Raw genomic sequence first — 13,719 nt, forward strand, 5'->3', positions numbered from 1 at the left:
GCTTGCGGGAGAGGGCTAGGGTGAGGGGATGAGCGCGCAGCGCGAATGCTCTTGATCCCCGCTCGGGCATCGAACTCGCTGTCCCAATAGAAGACCCGAAGGGCGGCGCACAGGATGTGCGCCGTTTTCCGCTAGGCCAGGGATGGCCTATCGAAAAATCCCCGCGCCCACTCCGCTCTCGCACGGGAGCTCTGGCGAAGCGTTTTTCTTTGGTTACTTTCTTTTGACGCTTATCAAAAGAAAGTAACCCGGCCGCTTGCGGACGGAAGCTGTTGCTGTTGCTCCTAAAAAAGCACACCCACACACCTTCGCGCGTTCGGAGCTGGTCGCGGCTCACGCCGCTCCTACAGAAAGCAGATCACACGCAGACCGAGGCCGTCGCAGTAGTTGCGGATTCGCGGTCGCAGCTTGCGCAGCTCCTACAGAGGATCTGCGTAGCTCTCGTCGTAGGTGAGGATTCGCGGTCGCGGCTCACGCCGCTCCTACCCCAAGGCGCCACTCCACCTGGGCGCTTTGCTCCACCTGGCGAAACGCTGCATCCGCCCCCGGCGCCCCGGTCCTGGCGCCCCCAGGAGTACACTAGCGCGCCATGAGCTACCCCTACGCCCGCCCGCGGCGCATGCGCCGCGACGAATTCTCGCGCCGGCTGATGCGCGAGACCGTCCTCACCGCGAACGACCTGATCTACCCGGTGTTCGTGCACGAACTCGACGGCCGCGCCGCCGTGCCGTCCATGCCCGGCATCGAGCGCCTGTCGATCGACGAACTGCTGCGCGTGGCCGAACAGGCCAGCGAACTGCGGGTGCCGGCGCTGGCGCTGTTCCCGGTGACCGCGCCGGAAGCCAAGTCGCTGACCGCCGAGGCCGCTTGGCGCGAAGACGGCCTGTGCCAGCGCGCGGTGCGCGCGCTCAAGCAGCGCTTCCCCGAACTGGGCGTGATCACCGACGTGGCCCTGGACCCGTACACCAGCCATGGCCAGGACGGGCTGATCGACGATAGCGGTTACGTGGTCAACGACGAGACCGTCGAAGCCCTGGTCAAGCAGGCGCTGTCGCACGCCGCCGCCGGCGCCGACGTGGTCGCGCCCAGCGACATGATGGACGGCCGCATCGGCCGTATCCGCGAGGCACTGGAGCAGCAGGGCCACATCCACACCCGCATCCTGGCTTACAGCGCCAAGTACGCGTCCAGCTTCTACGGCCCCTTCCGCGACGCGGTCGGCAGCGCCGGCGCGCTGGGCAAGGGCAACAAGTACACCTACCAGATGGACCCGGCCAACGCCGACGAGGCCCTGCGCGAAGTGGCGCTGGACCTGGACGAGGGCGCCGACATGATCATGGTCAAACCGGGCATGCCGTACCTGGACATCGTGCGCCGGGTGAAGGACGAGTTCGGCGCGCCGACCTTCGTCTACCAGGTCAGCGGCGAGTACGCGATGCTGCGCGCGGCGATCCAGAACGGCTGGCTGGACGAACGCGGCTGCGTGCTCGAGGCGCTGACCTCGATCAAGCGCGCCGGCGCCGACGGCGTGCTGACCTACTTCGCGCTGGATGCGGCGCGCTGGCTGCGCGAATCAGCGTAAGCGCTATGCCGACGGACGATGCGGTTCGCTTGCGGACCGCACCGTCGCGCACCGATCCGACTCAGTTCGCCGCCACACAACCGCCCTGCCCCGTCGCCGCCGGCGCCTTCATCCGATAGATGTCGAGCTTGCCCGCTTTCGGCGCCTTTGCCCGCCCGGTCACCAGCAGTTCCGCCGGCTTGTTCCAATCCAGCGCCGGGCCCAGGGTCGCACCGTCCTCGCTGTTGAACGACAGCGCCAGCGGCACGGCGGCGCCGTAGGCTTTGCCCTCGCACTGCGCCAGCCACAGGCGGATCGGTTCCTTCTCGACGTTGCGCGAACGCGCGAACACCAGCGCGCGGCCGTCGCCCAGCCAGGCCGCGTCGAACTCGTCGTCGCCGGTGTTCACGCCCGGCACCGGTTGGGGATCGGCGAAGGCCTGGCCGTTCCATTGCGCCACGAACAGATCGTGGCGCCCCGCGCCGCCGTGGCCGTCGCTGGCGAACAGCAGGCGCCGGCCGTCGGTGCTGGGCGTGGGCGCCCACTCGTCGCCGCGTGTGTTCACGCCCGCGCCCAGGTTCTCGGCCGCGCCGACGCTGCCGTCGGCGCGCACCGGCGCGCGGTAGAGATCGTCGCCGCCGCGGCCGCCGGGGCGGTTGGAGAAGAAGTACAGCCAGCGGCCGTCGGCGCTGTAGGCCGGGTCGAAATCGTTGGCCGCGGAGTTCAGCGCCAATGGCGTGGCGTCCTGCCAGCGCCCGTCCTTGAGCTGCGCCTGCCACAGGTCCCAGCCGCCGGCGCCGCCCGGGCGGTCGGTGCTGCCCCAGACGATGCGCCGCCCGTCGGGACTCACGCTGGCGCGCACTTCGTTGCCGGGCGTGGACACCACGCCCATGCCCTCGATGCCGAATTCGGACAAGTAGCCCGCCGCCGGCATGGCCAACAGCAGCGCGGAGAGTAGACTGAGGCCAGCCAAGGCCGCGGCGCGTCGCATAGTGCGTCTCCCTTGATTACCCCCTCAGCATCGGGAACGAGGCGCCTCATGTCCATTCCACGCTTTGCGGTGATCGGCCACCCGGTGGCGCATTCGCTGTCGCCGCGGATCCACGCCGCGTTCGGACGCCAGCTCGGCATCGCCCTGGAGTACCACGCCATCGACGCGGCGCCCGAGCAGTTCGACGCGCTGCTGGCCGAATTCGCCGCCGAGGGCGGAGTGGGCGCCAACATCACCCTGCCGCACAAGGCGCGCGCGGCGGCGATCTGCACCCACCTGAGCGAGCGAGCGCAACGCGCGGGCGCGGCCAACACCCTGATCCGCAGCGCCACCGGCTGGGAAGGCGACAACACCGACGGCGTGGGCCTGGTGCGCGACCTCACCGACCGCCACGGCCTGGACCTGCGCGAACGCCGCACCCTGCTGATCGGTGCCGGCGGCGCCGCGCGCGGCGTGGCGCCGGCGCTGCTGGATGCCGGCATCGGCGAGCTCTACATCGTCAACCGCACGCCCGAGCGCGCCGACGCGCTGGCCGATGCGCTGGGCCAGCCCGGCCGCGTGCATCCGCGTTATCTGAAAGACCTGGTCGCACTGGGCACCTTCGACCTGATTGTCAACGCCACCTCGGCCGCGCGCGAATCGGCGCTGCCCTCGCTGCCGATGTCGCTGGCCAATCCGCGCTGCGCCGCGGTCGACCTAAGCTACGGCGAGGCCTCGATCGCGTTCCTGGCCTGGGCGCGCGCGGCCGGCGCGCACGACCGCATCGACGGCCTGGGCATGCTGGTCGAACAGGCCGCCGAGAGCTTCCAGCGCTGGCACCGCGTGCGGCCGGAGACCGACCCGGTCTATGCCGCGCTGCGCGAGCGCGACGACGCCCTGGTCACCGCCGACTGAGGCGATGACCGCCGACGCGGCGGCCGACGCCGTCTACCACTTTGCCGCACCCGAGGACTGGGCGCAGGCACAGCGCGAGGGCGCTTATGCCCCCGACGCGCTGCAGCGCGACGGCTTCCTGCATTGCGCCACCGCCGCGCAGTTGCCCGGCGTGATCGAACGTCATCAACGCGGCCGCGGGCCGCTGGTGCTGCTGCAACTGGACGCGGCGGCGCTGGGCGCGGCGCTGCGCTACGACCTCAGCCCGCGCAGCGGCGAGGCCTATCCGCACGTTTACGGCCCCATCGCCCTGAGCGCGGTGCGCAGCGCCGAGCCCTTCCAAGCGCCGGCGTGAACGCGGTGCCCGCGCCGATGCGGGACAATGCCGGCCACACCCACCCCAGGAGCCGCTAGCCCATGGAATCGAGCGAGTTTTTGCTGTCCCTGCTGGGCCCGGCGGCCTATGCCGTGCCCTACCTGCTGGTCTGCGGCATCGGCCTGACGCTGTGCCTGATGCGCCGCCAGCGCTTGGGCGCGGCCGCCACCTACGGCGCCGCCGGTTTCGGCCTGCTGATGCTGGAGTCGCTGCTGGGCCTGACCAACCACGCCTGGATGATCTGGTCGCTGCACGCCGGCGGCGACTCGTCCGGCATCTCCCTGCGCTCCAGCATTTTCGGCGGCGTGAACATGCTGGTGACCCTGACCGGCCTGTCGCTGCTGATGACCGCCGTGCTGATGCGCCGCCCCGGCCAGACCGCCTGAGCCACGCCATGCACTGCCGCGACCGCTGCGGCGCCTGCTGCATCGCGCCCTCGATCTCCAGCCCGATCCCGGGCATGCCCGCCGGCAAACCCGCCGGCGTGCCTTGCGTGCAGTTGGACGAGGAGTTGCGCTGCCGCTTGTTCGGTAAACCGGAGCGGCCGGCGGTGTGCGCCTCGCTGCGGCCTAGCGCGGGAATGTGCGGCGACAGCCGCGAGCAGGCGATGGCGACGCTGAGCTGGCTGGAGCAGCAGACCCAGCCCCACTAGGCGACGCGCTCAGAGCAAGCCGTCGCGCTTCACCGCCAGATACTTCTCCACCAGCGACGCGGCCAGCTGGTCGCAAGATACGTCCAGCACCATCACGCCGTGGTTGCGCAGGGCGTCGTGGGCGGCGCTGCGCTGTTCCAGGTATTGCGCGGTGGCGCCGGCGCGGACGGCGCCGCGCAGGTCGTGGACTTCGGCCGAGAGCGCGGCGTCCAGCGAGTCCTCGCGCAGCGAGGCCACGCAAACCAGATGGCGCTTGCGCAGCATCTGCACCGCGGCCAGCAGGTCGTCCATGTCCTCGTCGCGCAGGTTGGTCACCAGCATCACCAGCGAGCGGCGGCGCTGCCGCAGGCTTAGTTCGGTGGCGGCGGCGACGAAGTCGGTGGCCACCGGCTGCGGCTGCAGCGCGTAGCTGGCGCGCAACAAGCTGTCGATGGCGCCGACGCCGCGGCGCGGCGGCACCCAGGCGCTGGCGCCGCCGCTGGCGAGCAGGCCGACGGCGTCGCCCTGGCGCAGCGCCAGGTAGGCCACCACCAGCGCCGCGTCGAGCACGCGGTCGAAGTGCGAGAGATCGCCGTCGCGCGCGAGCAGGCGGCGGCCGGTGTCGAGCATCATCACCAGTTGCTGGTTGCGCTCGTCCTGGTACTCACGCGAGATCAGGCGGCGCGCGCGCGCGGTGGCCTTCCAGTCGATCTGGCGCAGGCTGTCGCCGACACGGTACTCGCGCATCTGGTGGAAGTCGGTGCCTTCGCCGCGGCGGCGCTTGAGGTGCGCGCCAACCAGGCGCGAGGCCTGTTCGGCGCTGAACATCGCGAACTTGGCCAGCGGCGCGAAGTTGGGAAACACGCGCACCGGCTGCGCCGCGCCGGCCACGCGCGAATGCCACCACAGCCGCCAGGGCGAATGCAGGCGCAGCTGCACGCCTTCGAAGCTGAAATCGCCGCGCTCGGTCGCGCGCAGGCGGTAATCGATGCGGCCGCTTTCGCCGCGGCGCAGGGTCAAGCGGCGCGGCAGACCGTGCATGGCCCAGTTACCCGGATGCAGGTCGAACACGTCCAGGGCCTGGCTGCGCGCGTCGGACTCCAGGGTCAGCGACACCTCGCGCTCCAGGCCGATCGGCCAGGTCTCGGCCATGCGCCGCTGCACCGACGGCGTGGTGCGCAGGGTCACCCGCCAGGCATCGAGCAGGGCCAGCGCGAACAACGCGGCGCCGGCGATCCACCATTGCTGCGGCGTGGCCCAGCCCAGGCTGGCGACCAGCCCGAACAGGCCCCACAGCACCAGCACCGCGAGCAGCGCCGGCGACGGGCGCGGCAGGCTGCGCGCGGGCTGGGCCGGCGCGGCGGGAGCCGTTGGCGCGACGGCACTCATTGCCGCGGCGCTTCGACCTTGGCCATCAGCGTCTTGAGCACGGCGTCGGGCGACTGGCCTTCGATCTGCATTTCCGGCGCCAGCGCGATGCGATGACGCAGTGCGGGGATGGCGATCTCGCGCACGTCGTCGGGGGTGACGAAGTCGCGGCCCTGCAGCACCGCCTGCGCGCGCGCGGCGCGCACCAGCGCCAGGCTGCCGCGCGGGCCGGCGCCCAGGGCGATGCCCGGCCAGTCGCGGGTGGCGCCGGCGATGCGCACGGCGTAGTCGATCACCGCCTCGTCCACGGTGACCAGGGCGGTGCCCAGCTGCATGGCCACGATCTCTTCGGGGCCGAGCACGCGCTGCACCTGCGACAGATCGAAGTCCGAGGCGCTGCGGCCCTGCGCGACCGCGCTGACCATGCGCTTCTCGTCGGCGCGGCTGGGGTAGCCGATCAGCACCTTGAGCAGGAAGCGGTCCAGCTGCGCTTCGGGCAGCGGATAGGTGCCCTCCTGCTCCACCGGGTTCTGCGTGGCCAGGGTCAGGAACGGCGGCGCCAGTTCGAAGCTGTGGCCTTCGATGGTGACCTGCAGTTCCTGCATGGCCTCCAGCAACGCCGACTGGGTCTTGGCCGGCGCGCGATTGATCTCGTCGGCCAGCAGCAGGTTGGTGAACACCGGGCCGCGGCGGATGTTGAAGGTTTCGGTCTTGGGGTCGTAGACCGCGTGGCCGCTGATGTCGCTGGGCATCAGGTCGGGGGTGAACTGGACGCGGGCGTAACCGCAGTCCAGCGCCTTGGACAGCGCGCGCACCACCAGGGTCTTGCCCAGGCCGGGCACGCCCTCGATCAGCACGTGGCCACCGGCGAGCAGGGCGATCAGGATCTGGTCCAGGACCTCGTCCTGGCCGATGAACGCCTTGCCGACCTCGTCGCGTACCGCGGCGGCGCGCTGCGCCAGTTCGGTACCGGTGATCGGTGCGGGCACGTTGGGCTGCGCGGTGGTCATAGCGAGTTTCTCAGTCGGATCAGGGTGGCGATGCGGGAACGGAACGCGGCGTGGTCGCGCGCCAGCGGGGTGGCCAGCGCGTCGCGGATGTCCGCGGGCGCGAGCTTGAAGCGTTCGGCCAGCAGCGCCGCCTGCGGCTCGCCTTCGAGCGCGGCGGCATGCGGGTCGCGCCGGCGCAGGCGCAGCAGGAAGGCCTGGCGCACGGCCGCGTGCAGCAGGTGGCCGTAGCCGTAGCGGTAGGCGTGCTCGCCGCTGGCGACGATGTGCTCCAGCAGCGAGCGGCGCTCGCTGGCCGGCGCCGGCAGCAGCGGGCCGAAGCGCTGCATGCGCAGCCACAGCCACAGCAGCAGCGCCAGCAGCAGCGGCGCCCAGGCCATCCAGCTGCGCAGGAACAGCAGCTTCCACAGCGAGGGCATGTCCGCGGCGTAGATCAGATGGATGGTGCCGGCGCGGTAGTTCGGCGCCAGCAGCTGGCGCACCAGCGCCAGGTGCGGCACGTCGTTGATCGCCTCGGCGTGTTCGTCGCCGGCGGCGTTGACGGCGAAGTCCAGGTCGGCGATCACGTCCACGCTGCCGCGGCCCTGCGGCAGGCGCGCGAACACGTAGCCGGTCTCGTAGGCGCCCCAGGCGTGCAGGGGCGTGGCCGCGCGTTCCATCAGCAGGAAGCGGCGGCCCTGACAGAACTCCACGTGCGAGTCCTGCTTTTCCACGTACATGGCCACGCATTCCACCGGGCGCTGCGGGAAGAACTTCACCCCCAGCGCGCCCAGCAACGGGATCTCGCTGCTGGCGCTGAGTTCGCCCGGCGGCGGCGTGCGCACGATCAGGTGGCCGCCCGCGCCGACGAAGCGCAGCAGCGCCTGCGAGTCGCTGGGCGACAGCGAACGCGGATCGCGCAGCAGCAGCACGGTGTCGCGCGCGCCCAGAACGTGCTCGTCCGGCAGCAGGCGCTGGCGCGTCTTGACCTTGGCGCCGTCCTTGATCAGCGCCAGCTTGAGCACGTACAGCGGATTGCTGGCGGCCTCGCCGCTGCGCGGCAGCTCGATGGTCTCCTCGACCCGCTCGTAGCTGCGCCAGAACCACACGCCGGCGCCGACCAGCAGCAGCACGACCAGGACCGTGGCCAATACGGTGCGCAGGTTCATGCGGCCCACCCGAAGCGTCGGCTCAGCAGCCCCAGCAGCGCGTCGAATTCCTCCAGCGCCGGCAGGCGCTGGGCGTAGGCGGCGTACTGCCAGGTGCGCACGGTGCTGGCGAAGGCCTCGCGGTCCTCGGCCAGCGGCATGCGGCGCGAGGCGCGCAGGCATTCGGCCTCGGTCGCGCCCGGCACCAGCACCACCTGCGCGCGCTCGGCCATGGCCTCGACGCTGGCGCGGTACAGCAGCGCCAGCGCGTCGCGCTGGCGGCCGGCCTGCCACAGCCGGCGCGCGGCGGCGGGCACGTTGTCGGGCAGCGGTTCGGGCGCGGTCGAGGCGGCGCGATGCACCTGCTCGGGCTCGCGCTGCTCGGCGCTCACGCTATTGCGCAGCCAGCGCAGCCAACGCGGCGCGGTCACCAGCAGCAGCGCGGCCAGGGTGCCGACCAGGACCCACAGGCCGTACTTGCCGATCGCGGCGAACACCGCGCCCAGCCAGGCCAGGGCGGGGTTGTCCTGGAATTCCTTGGGCTTCTTGTCCGGGTTGCGCAGCTTCCACTGGGTGACCTTGCGCTTGGGCGTGACGGTCGGGTCCAGGTAGGCCTGCTTGACCGCCTTGTCCAACGAGTCGTGGCTGGCGCGGTCGTCGCCGAACACTTCGTCCAGGGTCGGCGGCGACTGCGCCTGAAGCTTGGCATTGGCCTTCTTCAGGGCCTCGGGATCGGAATCGACCGGCTTGCCGTGTTCGTCCTCGTCGTCGGGCTGCACCGGCGCGCGCAGCGGCGCCGCGCCCGCCACCACCGGGCCGTCGGGCGCGTCGATGGCCGCGCCTTCGTCGTCTGCGGCCATCGCCTCGGCATCGTCTTGCTCGGCCGCATCGGCCGCCATCGTCCCGGCCGACTGCGCCGCCGCCTCCGGCGCCAGGCTTAGGCTCAGGCACAGCGCCAGCAGCAAGGCCGTGGCGCCCGCGCTCAGGCGCGCGCGCAGGCGGCGGAACACGATCTCGATGTCCCAGCCTTCGATCTCGGTGCGGCGGTTGAGGTAGAGGCCGAAGCCGGCGCCGACGTAGAACGGCGCCATCGCCGCCGCGGCCAACCAAACCAAGGCATTGCCGACCAACTGCAGCCAGTTGGCATCGGCCAGCAGCGCCTGCCACACGCCTTGGCCGACTTCGGCGAGATATTCCTTGGGAATGAAGATCGCACTGGCCAGCGCGCCGCCCAGATACAGCGCGACCTCGAAGTGCACGCAGACCAGGGTCAGCAGCGCGGCCACGCCGTACACCGGCGCGCCCAGCGCGGCGCGGCGGCGGCGCGCCTCGGCGCCGCGCCCGCCTTCGAGCAGGTCCACCGGCAAGTACAGCGAGCGCGCCGGGCTCAGGCGGCGCCAGGTCAGGTACGGCAGCCACCAGCGCGCGCCCCAGCTCCACTGCATACGCAAGGTTTCGCGCGTGCCGGGCACGGTGCCGAACACCGCGCGCGACAGCACGTACAGCGGCACGCGGTCGAACACCGGCTTGAGCCACCACATCAGCAGCCCCGCCAGCCACAGCATGTCCAGCGCCCAGGCCGCGGCGTTGAGCAGCACGAACACCGGCAGGGTCAGCAGCAGGTAGGGCTTCCAGATCGCGGCGGCGTGGCGGCGGGTCAGCGCCGAGCCCAGCTCCACCGCCTCCCAGGCGGTGCGCGGGCGCAGCGCGACGGTGATCGACTCGATCTTCATGACTCGATCCGATCCTCGATCGCCACGTCCGGGTTGCGCCCGCCCAGCCACAGCCAGGCGCCGACCAGCAGCCACAGGCCCGCGCCCACGCCGTACTTGATCCAGGCCGGAATGCTCGAGATCGACGACCAGAACGCTTCGACGAACGCCGCGAACACCAGCATGAACAACACGCCCATGCAGATCTTGGCGCCGCGGATGCCGCCGTCGACCAGAGCGTCGATGCGCCGGCGCTGGCCGGGCGCGACCAGGTTCAGACCCATGCGCAGGCCGGCGCCGCCGGCGATCCAGATCGCGTTGAGTTCGGGCGCCGAATGGCCGGCGACGAAACGCCAGAACGGATCGCCGTGGCCCACCGCCTGCAGGTGACCGGCCACGCCGCCGATCATCACCCCGTTGGAGATCAGCACCGCGATCGAACCCAGGCCGAACAGCAGGCCGCTGGCGAAGGTGCGGAAGCCGATGCTGACGTTGTTGTAGATGTAGTAACCGAACATGGTCAGATCGGTTTCGGCGCTGCGGCCCAGTTTCTGCACCGCGCCGTTGGGATCGTACATGCGCTCGAATTCGGCCAGCTGCTCCGGCGGGAACAGCGCGCTGGCCAGCTCCGGCCGCAGCTGGATGGCCACGTAGATCGCGATCAGCGGCAACCAGAACAGCGCCGCGGCCGCGGCCATGCAGCCCGGCTCGGCGCGCACCAGGCGCGGGAAGCCGGCGAACAGGAATTCCAGCGCGCGCCGCCAGCGCGGACGCGGCGCGCGGTAGAGCAGGCCGTGGCCGCGCTGCATGATTTCCTGCAGGCGGTCGGTCACCGCTGGGCTGTAACCGCGCCGGCGCGCCAGCGCCAGCTGCTGGCACAGGCGGCGGTAGCGCGCGGGCATTTCGTGGTCGGCCATGCCGCTCCAGCCGCGGCGGTTGGCGCGCGCCTCGCGCGCGCTGCTACGCGCGTCCAGCCATGCTTCCAGCGCCACCCATTCGGCCTGGTGACGTTCGACGAAGCGTTCCTGGCGTACCGTCGCGGCCTGGCTCATCGGCGCCCCAGCAACCAGTTGGCGATGCCGTACAAGCGCGCCACGCCGGCCGCGCCGTGCTGGCCGGTCAGCGGCTGCGCCAGATCGGCCAATTCGGCCTGGCGCGCGGCGGTCAGCCGCGGCGCGCGTTCGGCGAAGGCGACCATCGCCGCCTGCTCGTGCGGCAGCAGCGGCTCGGGCGGGGCCATGGCCGGCTCCGGCGGCGTGGTCGCGGTGTCGTGACGGCGCACGTCGTGCACCACCAGGGTGCCGGCAACCATGTCGCCCAGACGCCGGCCCCAGGGGTCGGCATAACTGGCGACCAGGCCGAAGGCGTAGCCCACCGGCAGCATGTCCACGGTGCGCAGCAGGTTGCGCAGGAACGAACCCATCCAGCCCACCGGCGCGCCGTTGCTGGCGACCACGCGCAGGCCCAGCGCGCGCTTGCCCGGCGTGCGCCCGTCCCACATCGCCTCGAACGCGACGTGGTAGAACCACAGCAGCAGGAACATGACCACCAGATAGGCGCCCATGCCGCCGTCGCCGAGCAGGCCGAACACCAGGCCGCCGATGAACAGCAGCACCAGGCGGATGCACAGGTCGATGCCCCAGGCCAGCGCGCGCGGCACCGGCCCGGCCGCGGGCAGGCGCAGGGCCACGCCTTCGGGCGTGACCACTTCGCGGTAGGTGTCCAGCATCATGGCGTCGCGGCGCCGGCAGGTGGCGTGGGCCGCGTCGGCAGGCGCGCGGCGGGTGTGCGGTGAAGCTCGTCCATGCGGTATCCGGCCTGTCCCCTGAGGCGACTGTAAACGCGGTGCGGCCCCGGTGCTAGCCGCCCAGCGCGGGCATGCCCAGGTAGCGGTCCTTCAGCCGTACGTAGTGTTGCGCGCTGTATTGCAGTTGTTCGATCTCGCGCTCGCTGAGTTTGCGCACGAAGCGCGCCGGATTGCCGAGCCAGAGTTCGGCCTCGCCCACCGTCTTGCCCGGCGCGATCACCGCGCCCGCGCCGACGAAGCCGTAGCGCTGCACGGTGGCGCCGTCGAGGATCTTGGCGCCCATGCCGATCAGGGCGAAGGCCTCGATGCGGCAGGCGTGGACGATGGCGCCATGGCCGATGGTCACGTCGTGAGCGATCACCGTGGGCAGCCCGCCCGGCTGGGTATACGGGCCTTCGTGGGTGACGTGGACGATGGTGCCGTCCTGGATGTTGGTGCGATCGCCGATCTCGATGGTGTTGACGTCGCCGCGGACCACGCAGCCGGGCCAGATCGACACGTCGTCGCCCAGGCGGACGCGGCCGATCACGGTGGCGGCCGGGTCCACATAGACGCGTTGGCCGAGTTCGGGGTGGTGTTCCAGGTAGGGGCGCAGGCTCATGCGGCGATTGTAAGCCGCCGGCGATGGCGGCCGTGCACGGCTTGGCGCGTTTCCATCCCGTCGCTCGCCCCGTTGTTCGCCCCGTTATCCACACCGTCATTCCGGCGCAAGCCGGAACCCACTTTGACCTTGGGCTTTCCCTGCGAAGGTGGCGCCGCACCCGCGTGCGCACAAGCAAAATGGGTTCCGGCTTGCGCCGGAATGACGGGACATGAGGACGTCGGATACCGCGCTAAGCCTCCCCGCACGCTTCCAACGCAGCACGCGCGGCCCGCCGCACGCGCTCGTCGGCATCCTCGCAGGCCGCCGCCAGCACCCCGCGCCAAGGCGCGGCTTCGCGTTTCCAGTAGCCCAGGCTCAACGCGGCCAGGAAGCGCACCTGCGCATCCGGGTCCGCGGCCACGCGCTGCGCCAGCGCCGGCAGCAGTCGCGCGCCGGCCGCGGCGCCCAGGCCGCGGTCGTCGCAGATCGCCGCCGCGTGCGCGCGCACGAAGGCCTGCGGCGCGGCCAGGCCCAACAGCGCGGTGTCGATCTCGTCCGCGCGCAGGCGGCAATAACTGGTTCCGGGTTTGAGCGTTTCGCGCGCACGTTCGGCCACCGCGACCGGGCCGGACAGTAGCCGCTGCAAGGGCGCGTAGTCGAGCCGGCAGGGGCCGGGGTCGCGGCTGGCGGTATAAGGCGCGCACAAGCCCTCCAGCGCCGGGCCGCGCGGCGAACGCGCCAGTTGCGCGAACAGCCATTCCCGATCGCCGCACAAGGCCAGCGCGCGCGCCGCCCATTCCTGCGCTGGCGGATCGCGATGGCCGGAAAACTGCTTGCGCAAGGCGGCGACGGTGTCGGCATCGGCCAGACCGATGCGCGACAGCAACATCGCGGCGCGCCAGCCTTCGCGCTGCGGCAGTAGCGCGCGCAGCGCCGGCACCGCGGCCGCGCCCAGCGCGCAGAGCGCGTCCTGCGCCTGCTCGGAAGAGAACGCGCCGTCGTAACGATCGACCTGCTCCAGCAAGGCGTCGACACGCTCGGCCACGGGCAAGGCGAGCACGCGCTCGCGTTGCGCGGCGTGAGCGATCTCGTCGGGGAACAGCCGCGCGAAAGCCGCCTCGCCCACGCACTCGCGCAGCCAGTGCGCGGTGTCGGCTTCCTCGTGCAGGAACACCACCCAATCCGGCGCCACGCCGGCCTCGTTGCGCAGCTGCGCCTGCACCTCGCGGCACGCAGCCACCAAAGTCTGCAGCCATTGCCGCTCCAGCGCTTGCCATTGCTCGCGCGCCGCATCTTGCGCTGCACGCTCGACCGCAGTGGCCAGGCCGTCCAAGGCCGCGCTGCGGAAATCGATATCGCTCCACTGCCACTCCGGCGGATTCCAGGCCGCGCTCCACAGCGGCTCGGACGCCTGGTCCAGCGGCCGCTCGCGGCCCAGCGCCTGCAGGCTGTTGGCGGCCAGCGCCGGCCAGCCGATAGTTCCGTCCAATTCGCGGTAGCTGCCGTGCAGCGCCGCCGCCATGTCCGCGACCAGCCGCCGCTGCAGTTCCGCCCAGTCGATCACCGCTCGCTCCCGCCCCGAACCGCTGCGCAGCGTGCCCGATCCCGCACCCGCACGGCCAGCCCGGCGCAACACGGCCGCGCCGCCCCCCGTCGCTGGCCCCGCCGGCCCCGTGCGCGGGT

14 protein-coding genes are annotated in these 13,719 nt (G+C 71.6%); 5 read left to right on the forward strand and 9 right to left on the reverse strand.

Annotated features, from left to right (window positions below; all coding sequences use genetic code 11):
• The first annotated feature begins 589 nt into the window (after positions 1 to 589).
• Positions 590 to 1,582: a porphobilinogen synthase gene (gene hemB, locus DX914_RS15440; RefSeq protein WP_115860371.1), complete on the forward strand. Its 993-nt coding sequence runs from the start codon at positions 590 to 592 to the stop codon at positions 1,580 to 1,582.
• Between the two features lie 61 nt (positions 1,583 to 1,643).
• On the opposite strand, the gene DX914_RS15445 is transcribed toward hemB, so the two are convergent.
• A complete protein-coding gene (locus DX914_RS15445; protein WP_115860373.1) occupies positions 1,644 to 2,552 on the reverse strand; it encodes a TolB-like translocation protein in 909 nt (302 codons plus the stop codon).
• Positions 2,553 to 2,600: 48 nt separating this feature from the next.
• Between DX914_RS15445 and aroE the strand changes: the two genes are divergently transcribed.
• The 4 genes from aroE (at position 2,601) to DX914_RS15465 (ending at position 4,453) form a co-directional block, all read left to right on the forward strand.
• Complete coding sequence (gene aroE, locus DX914_RS15450) at positions 2,601 to 3,446, forward strand: shikimate dehydrogenase (protein ID WP_115860375.1); 846 nt, start codon at positions 2,601 to 2,603, stop codon at positions 3,444 to 3,446.
• 4 nt (positions 3,447 to 3,450) lie between these two features.
• Positions 3,451 to 3,780, forward strand: coding sequence for a DUF952 domain-containing protein (locus tag DX914_RS15455; protein ID WP_158549348.1), 330 nt, complete (start codon positions 3,451 to 3,453; stop codon positions 3,778 to 3,780).
• 62 nt (positions 3,781 to 3,842) lie between these two features.
• Positions 3,843 to 4,187, forward strand: coding sequence for a hypothetical protein (locus DX914_RS15460; RefSeq protein ID WP_115860379.1), 345 nt, complete (start codon positions 3,843 to 3,845; stop codon positions 4,185 to 4,187).
• Between the two features lie 8 nt (positions 4,188 to 4,195).
• Entirely contained in the window at positions 4,196 to 4,453 is a 258-nt protein-coding gene (locus DX914_RS15465; RefSeq protein ID WP_115860381.1) for a YkgJ family cysteine cluster protein, read from the forward strand.
• A 9-nt stretch (positions 4,454 to 4,462) separates the two neighbouring features.
• Here the strand turns inward: DX914_RS15465 and DX914_RS15470 are convergent, their stop codons facing one another.
• From DX914_RS15470 to DX914_RS15505, 8 genes are all read right to left on the reverse strand, one after another.
• Positions 4,463 to 5,821: a DUF58 domain-containing protein gene (locus tag DX914_RS15470; RefSeq protein ID WP_115860383.1), complete on the reverse strand. Its 1,359-nt coding sequence runs from the start codon at positions 5,819 to 5,821 to the stop codon at positions 4,463 to 4,465.
• Positions 5,818 to 6,810 carry an AAA family ATPase gene (locus DX914_RS15475; protein ID WP_115860385.1) on the reverse strand — a complete coding sequence of 331 codons (993 nt, stop codon included), beginning with the start codon at positions 6,808 to 6,810 and terminating at the stop codon, positions 5,818 to 5,820. Before DX914_RS15475 ends, DX914_RS15470 begins: the two co-directional genes overlap by 4 nt.
• Positions 6,807 to 7,955 (reverse strand): DUF4350 domain-containing protein, encoded by a 1,149-nt coding sequence (locus DX914_RS15480; protein ID WP_115860387.1) that lies wholly within the window; start codon positions 7,953 to 7,955, stop codon positions 6,807 to 6,809. The genes DX914_RS15475 and DX914_RS15480 overlap by 4 nt, the downstream gene beginning before the upstream one ends.
• Positions 7,952 to 9,667, reverse strand: coding sequence for a DUF4129 domain-containing protein (locus tag DX914_RS15485; RefSeq protein WP_115860389.1), 1,716 nt, complete (start codon positions 9,665 to 9,667; stop codon positions 7,952 to 7,954). The genes DX914_RS15480 and DX914_RS15485 overlap by 4 nt, the downstream gene beginning before the upstream one ends.
• Complete coding sequence (locus DX914_RS15490; protein ID WP_115860391.1) at positions 9,664 to 10,698, reverse strand: stage II sporulation protein M; 1,035 nt, start codon at positions 10,696 to 10,698, stop codon at positions 9,664 to 9,666. Before DX914_RS15490 ends, DX914_RS15485 begins: the two co-directional genes overlap by 4 nt.
• On the reverse strand, positions 10,695 to 11,375 hold the full coding sequence (locus tag DX914_RS15495; RefSeq protein WP_115861211.1) for an RDD family protein: 681 nt from the start codon (positions 11,373 to 11,375) through the stop codon (positions 10,695 to 10,697). The genes DX914_RS15490 and DX914_RS15495 overlap by 4 nt, the downstream gene beginning before the upstream one ends.
• A gap of 130 nt (positions 11,376 to 11,505) precedes the next feature.
• A complete protein-coding gene (locus DX914_RS15500) occupies positions 11,506 to 12,054 on the reverse strand; it encodes a gamma carbonic anhydrase family protein (protein ID WP_115860393.1) in 549 nt (182 codons plus the stop codon).
• 232 nt (positions 12,055 to 12,286) lie between these two features.
• Positions 12,287 to 13,600, reverse strand: coding sequence for a DUF4303 domain-containing protein (locus tag DX914_RS15505; protein ID WP_115860395.1), 1,314 nt, complete (start codon positions 13,598 to 13,600; stop codon positions 12,287 to 12,289).
• Positions 13,601 to 13,719 lie beyond the last annotated feature (119 nt).

The sequence above is a fragment of the Lysobacter silvisoli genome, assembly GCF_003382365.1.
Taxonomy (GTDB): Bacteria; Pseudomonadota; Gammaproteobacteria; order Xanthomonadales; family Xanthomonadaceae; genus Lysobacter; species Lysobacter silvisoli.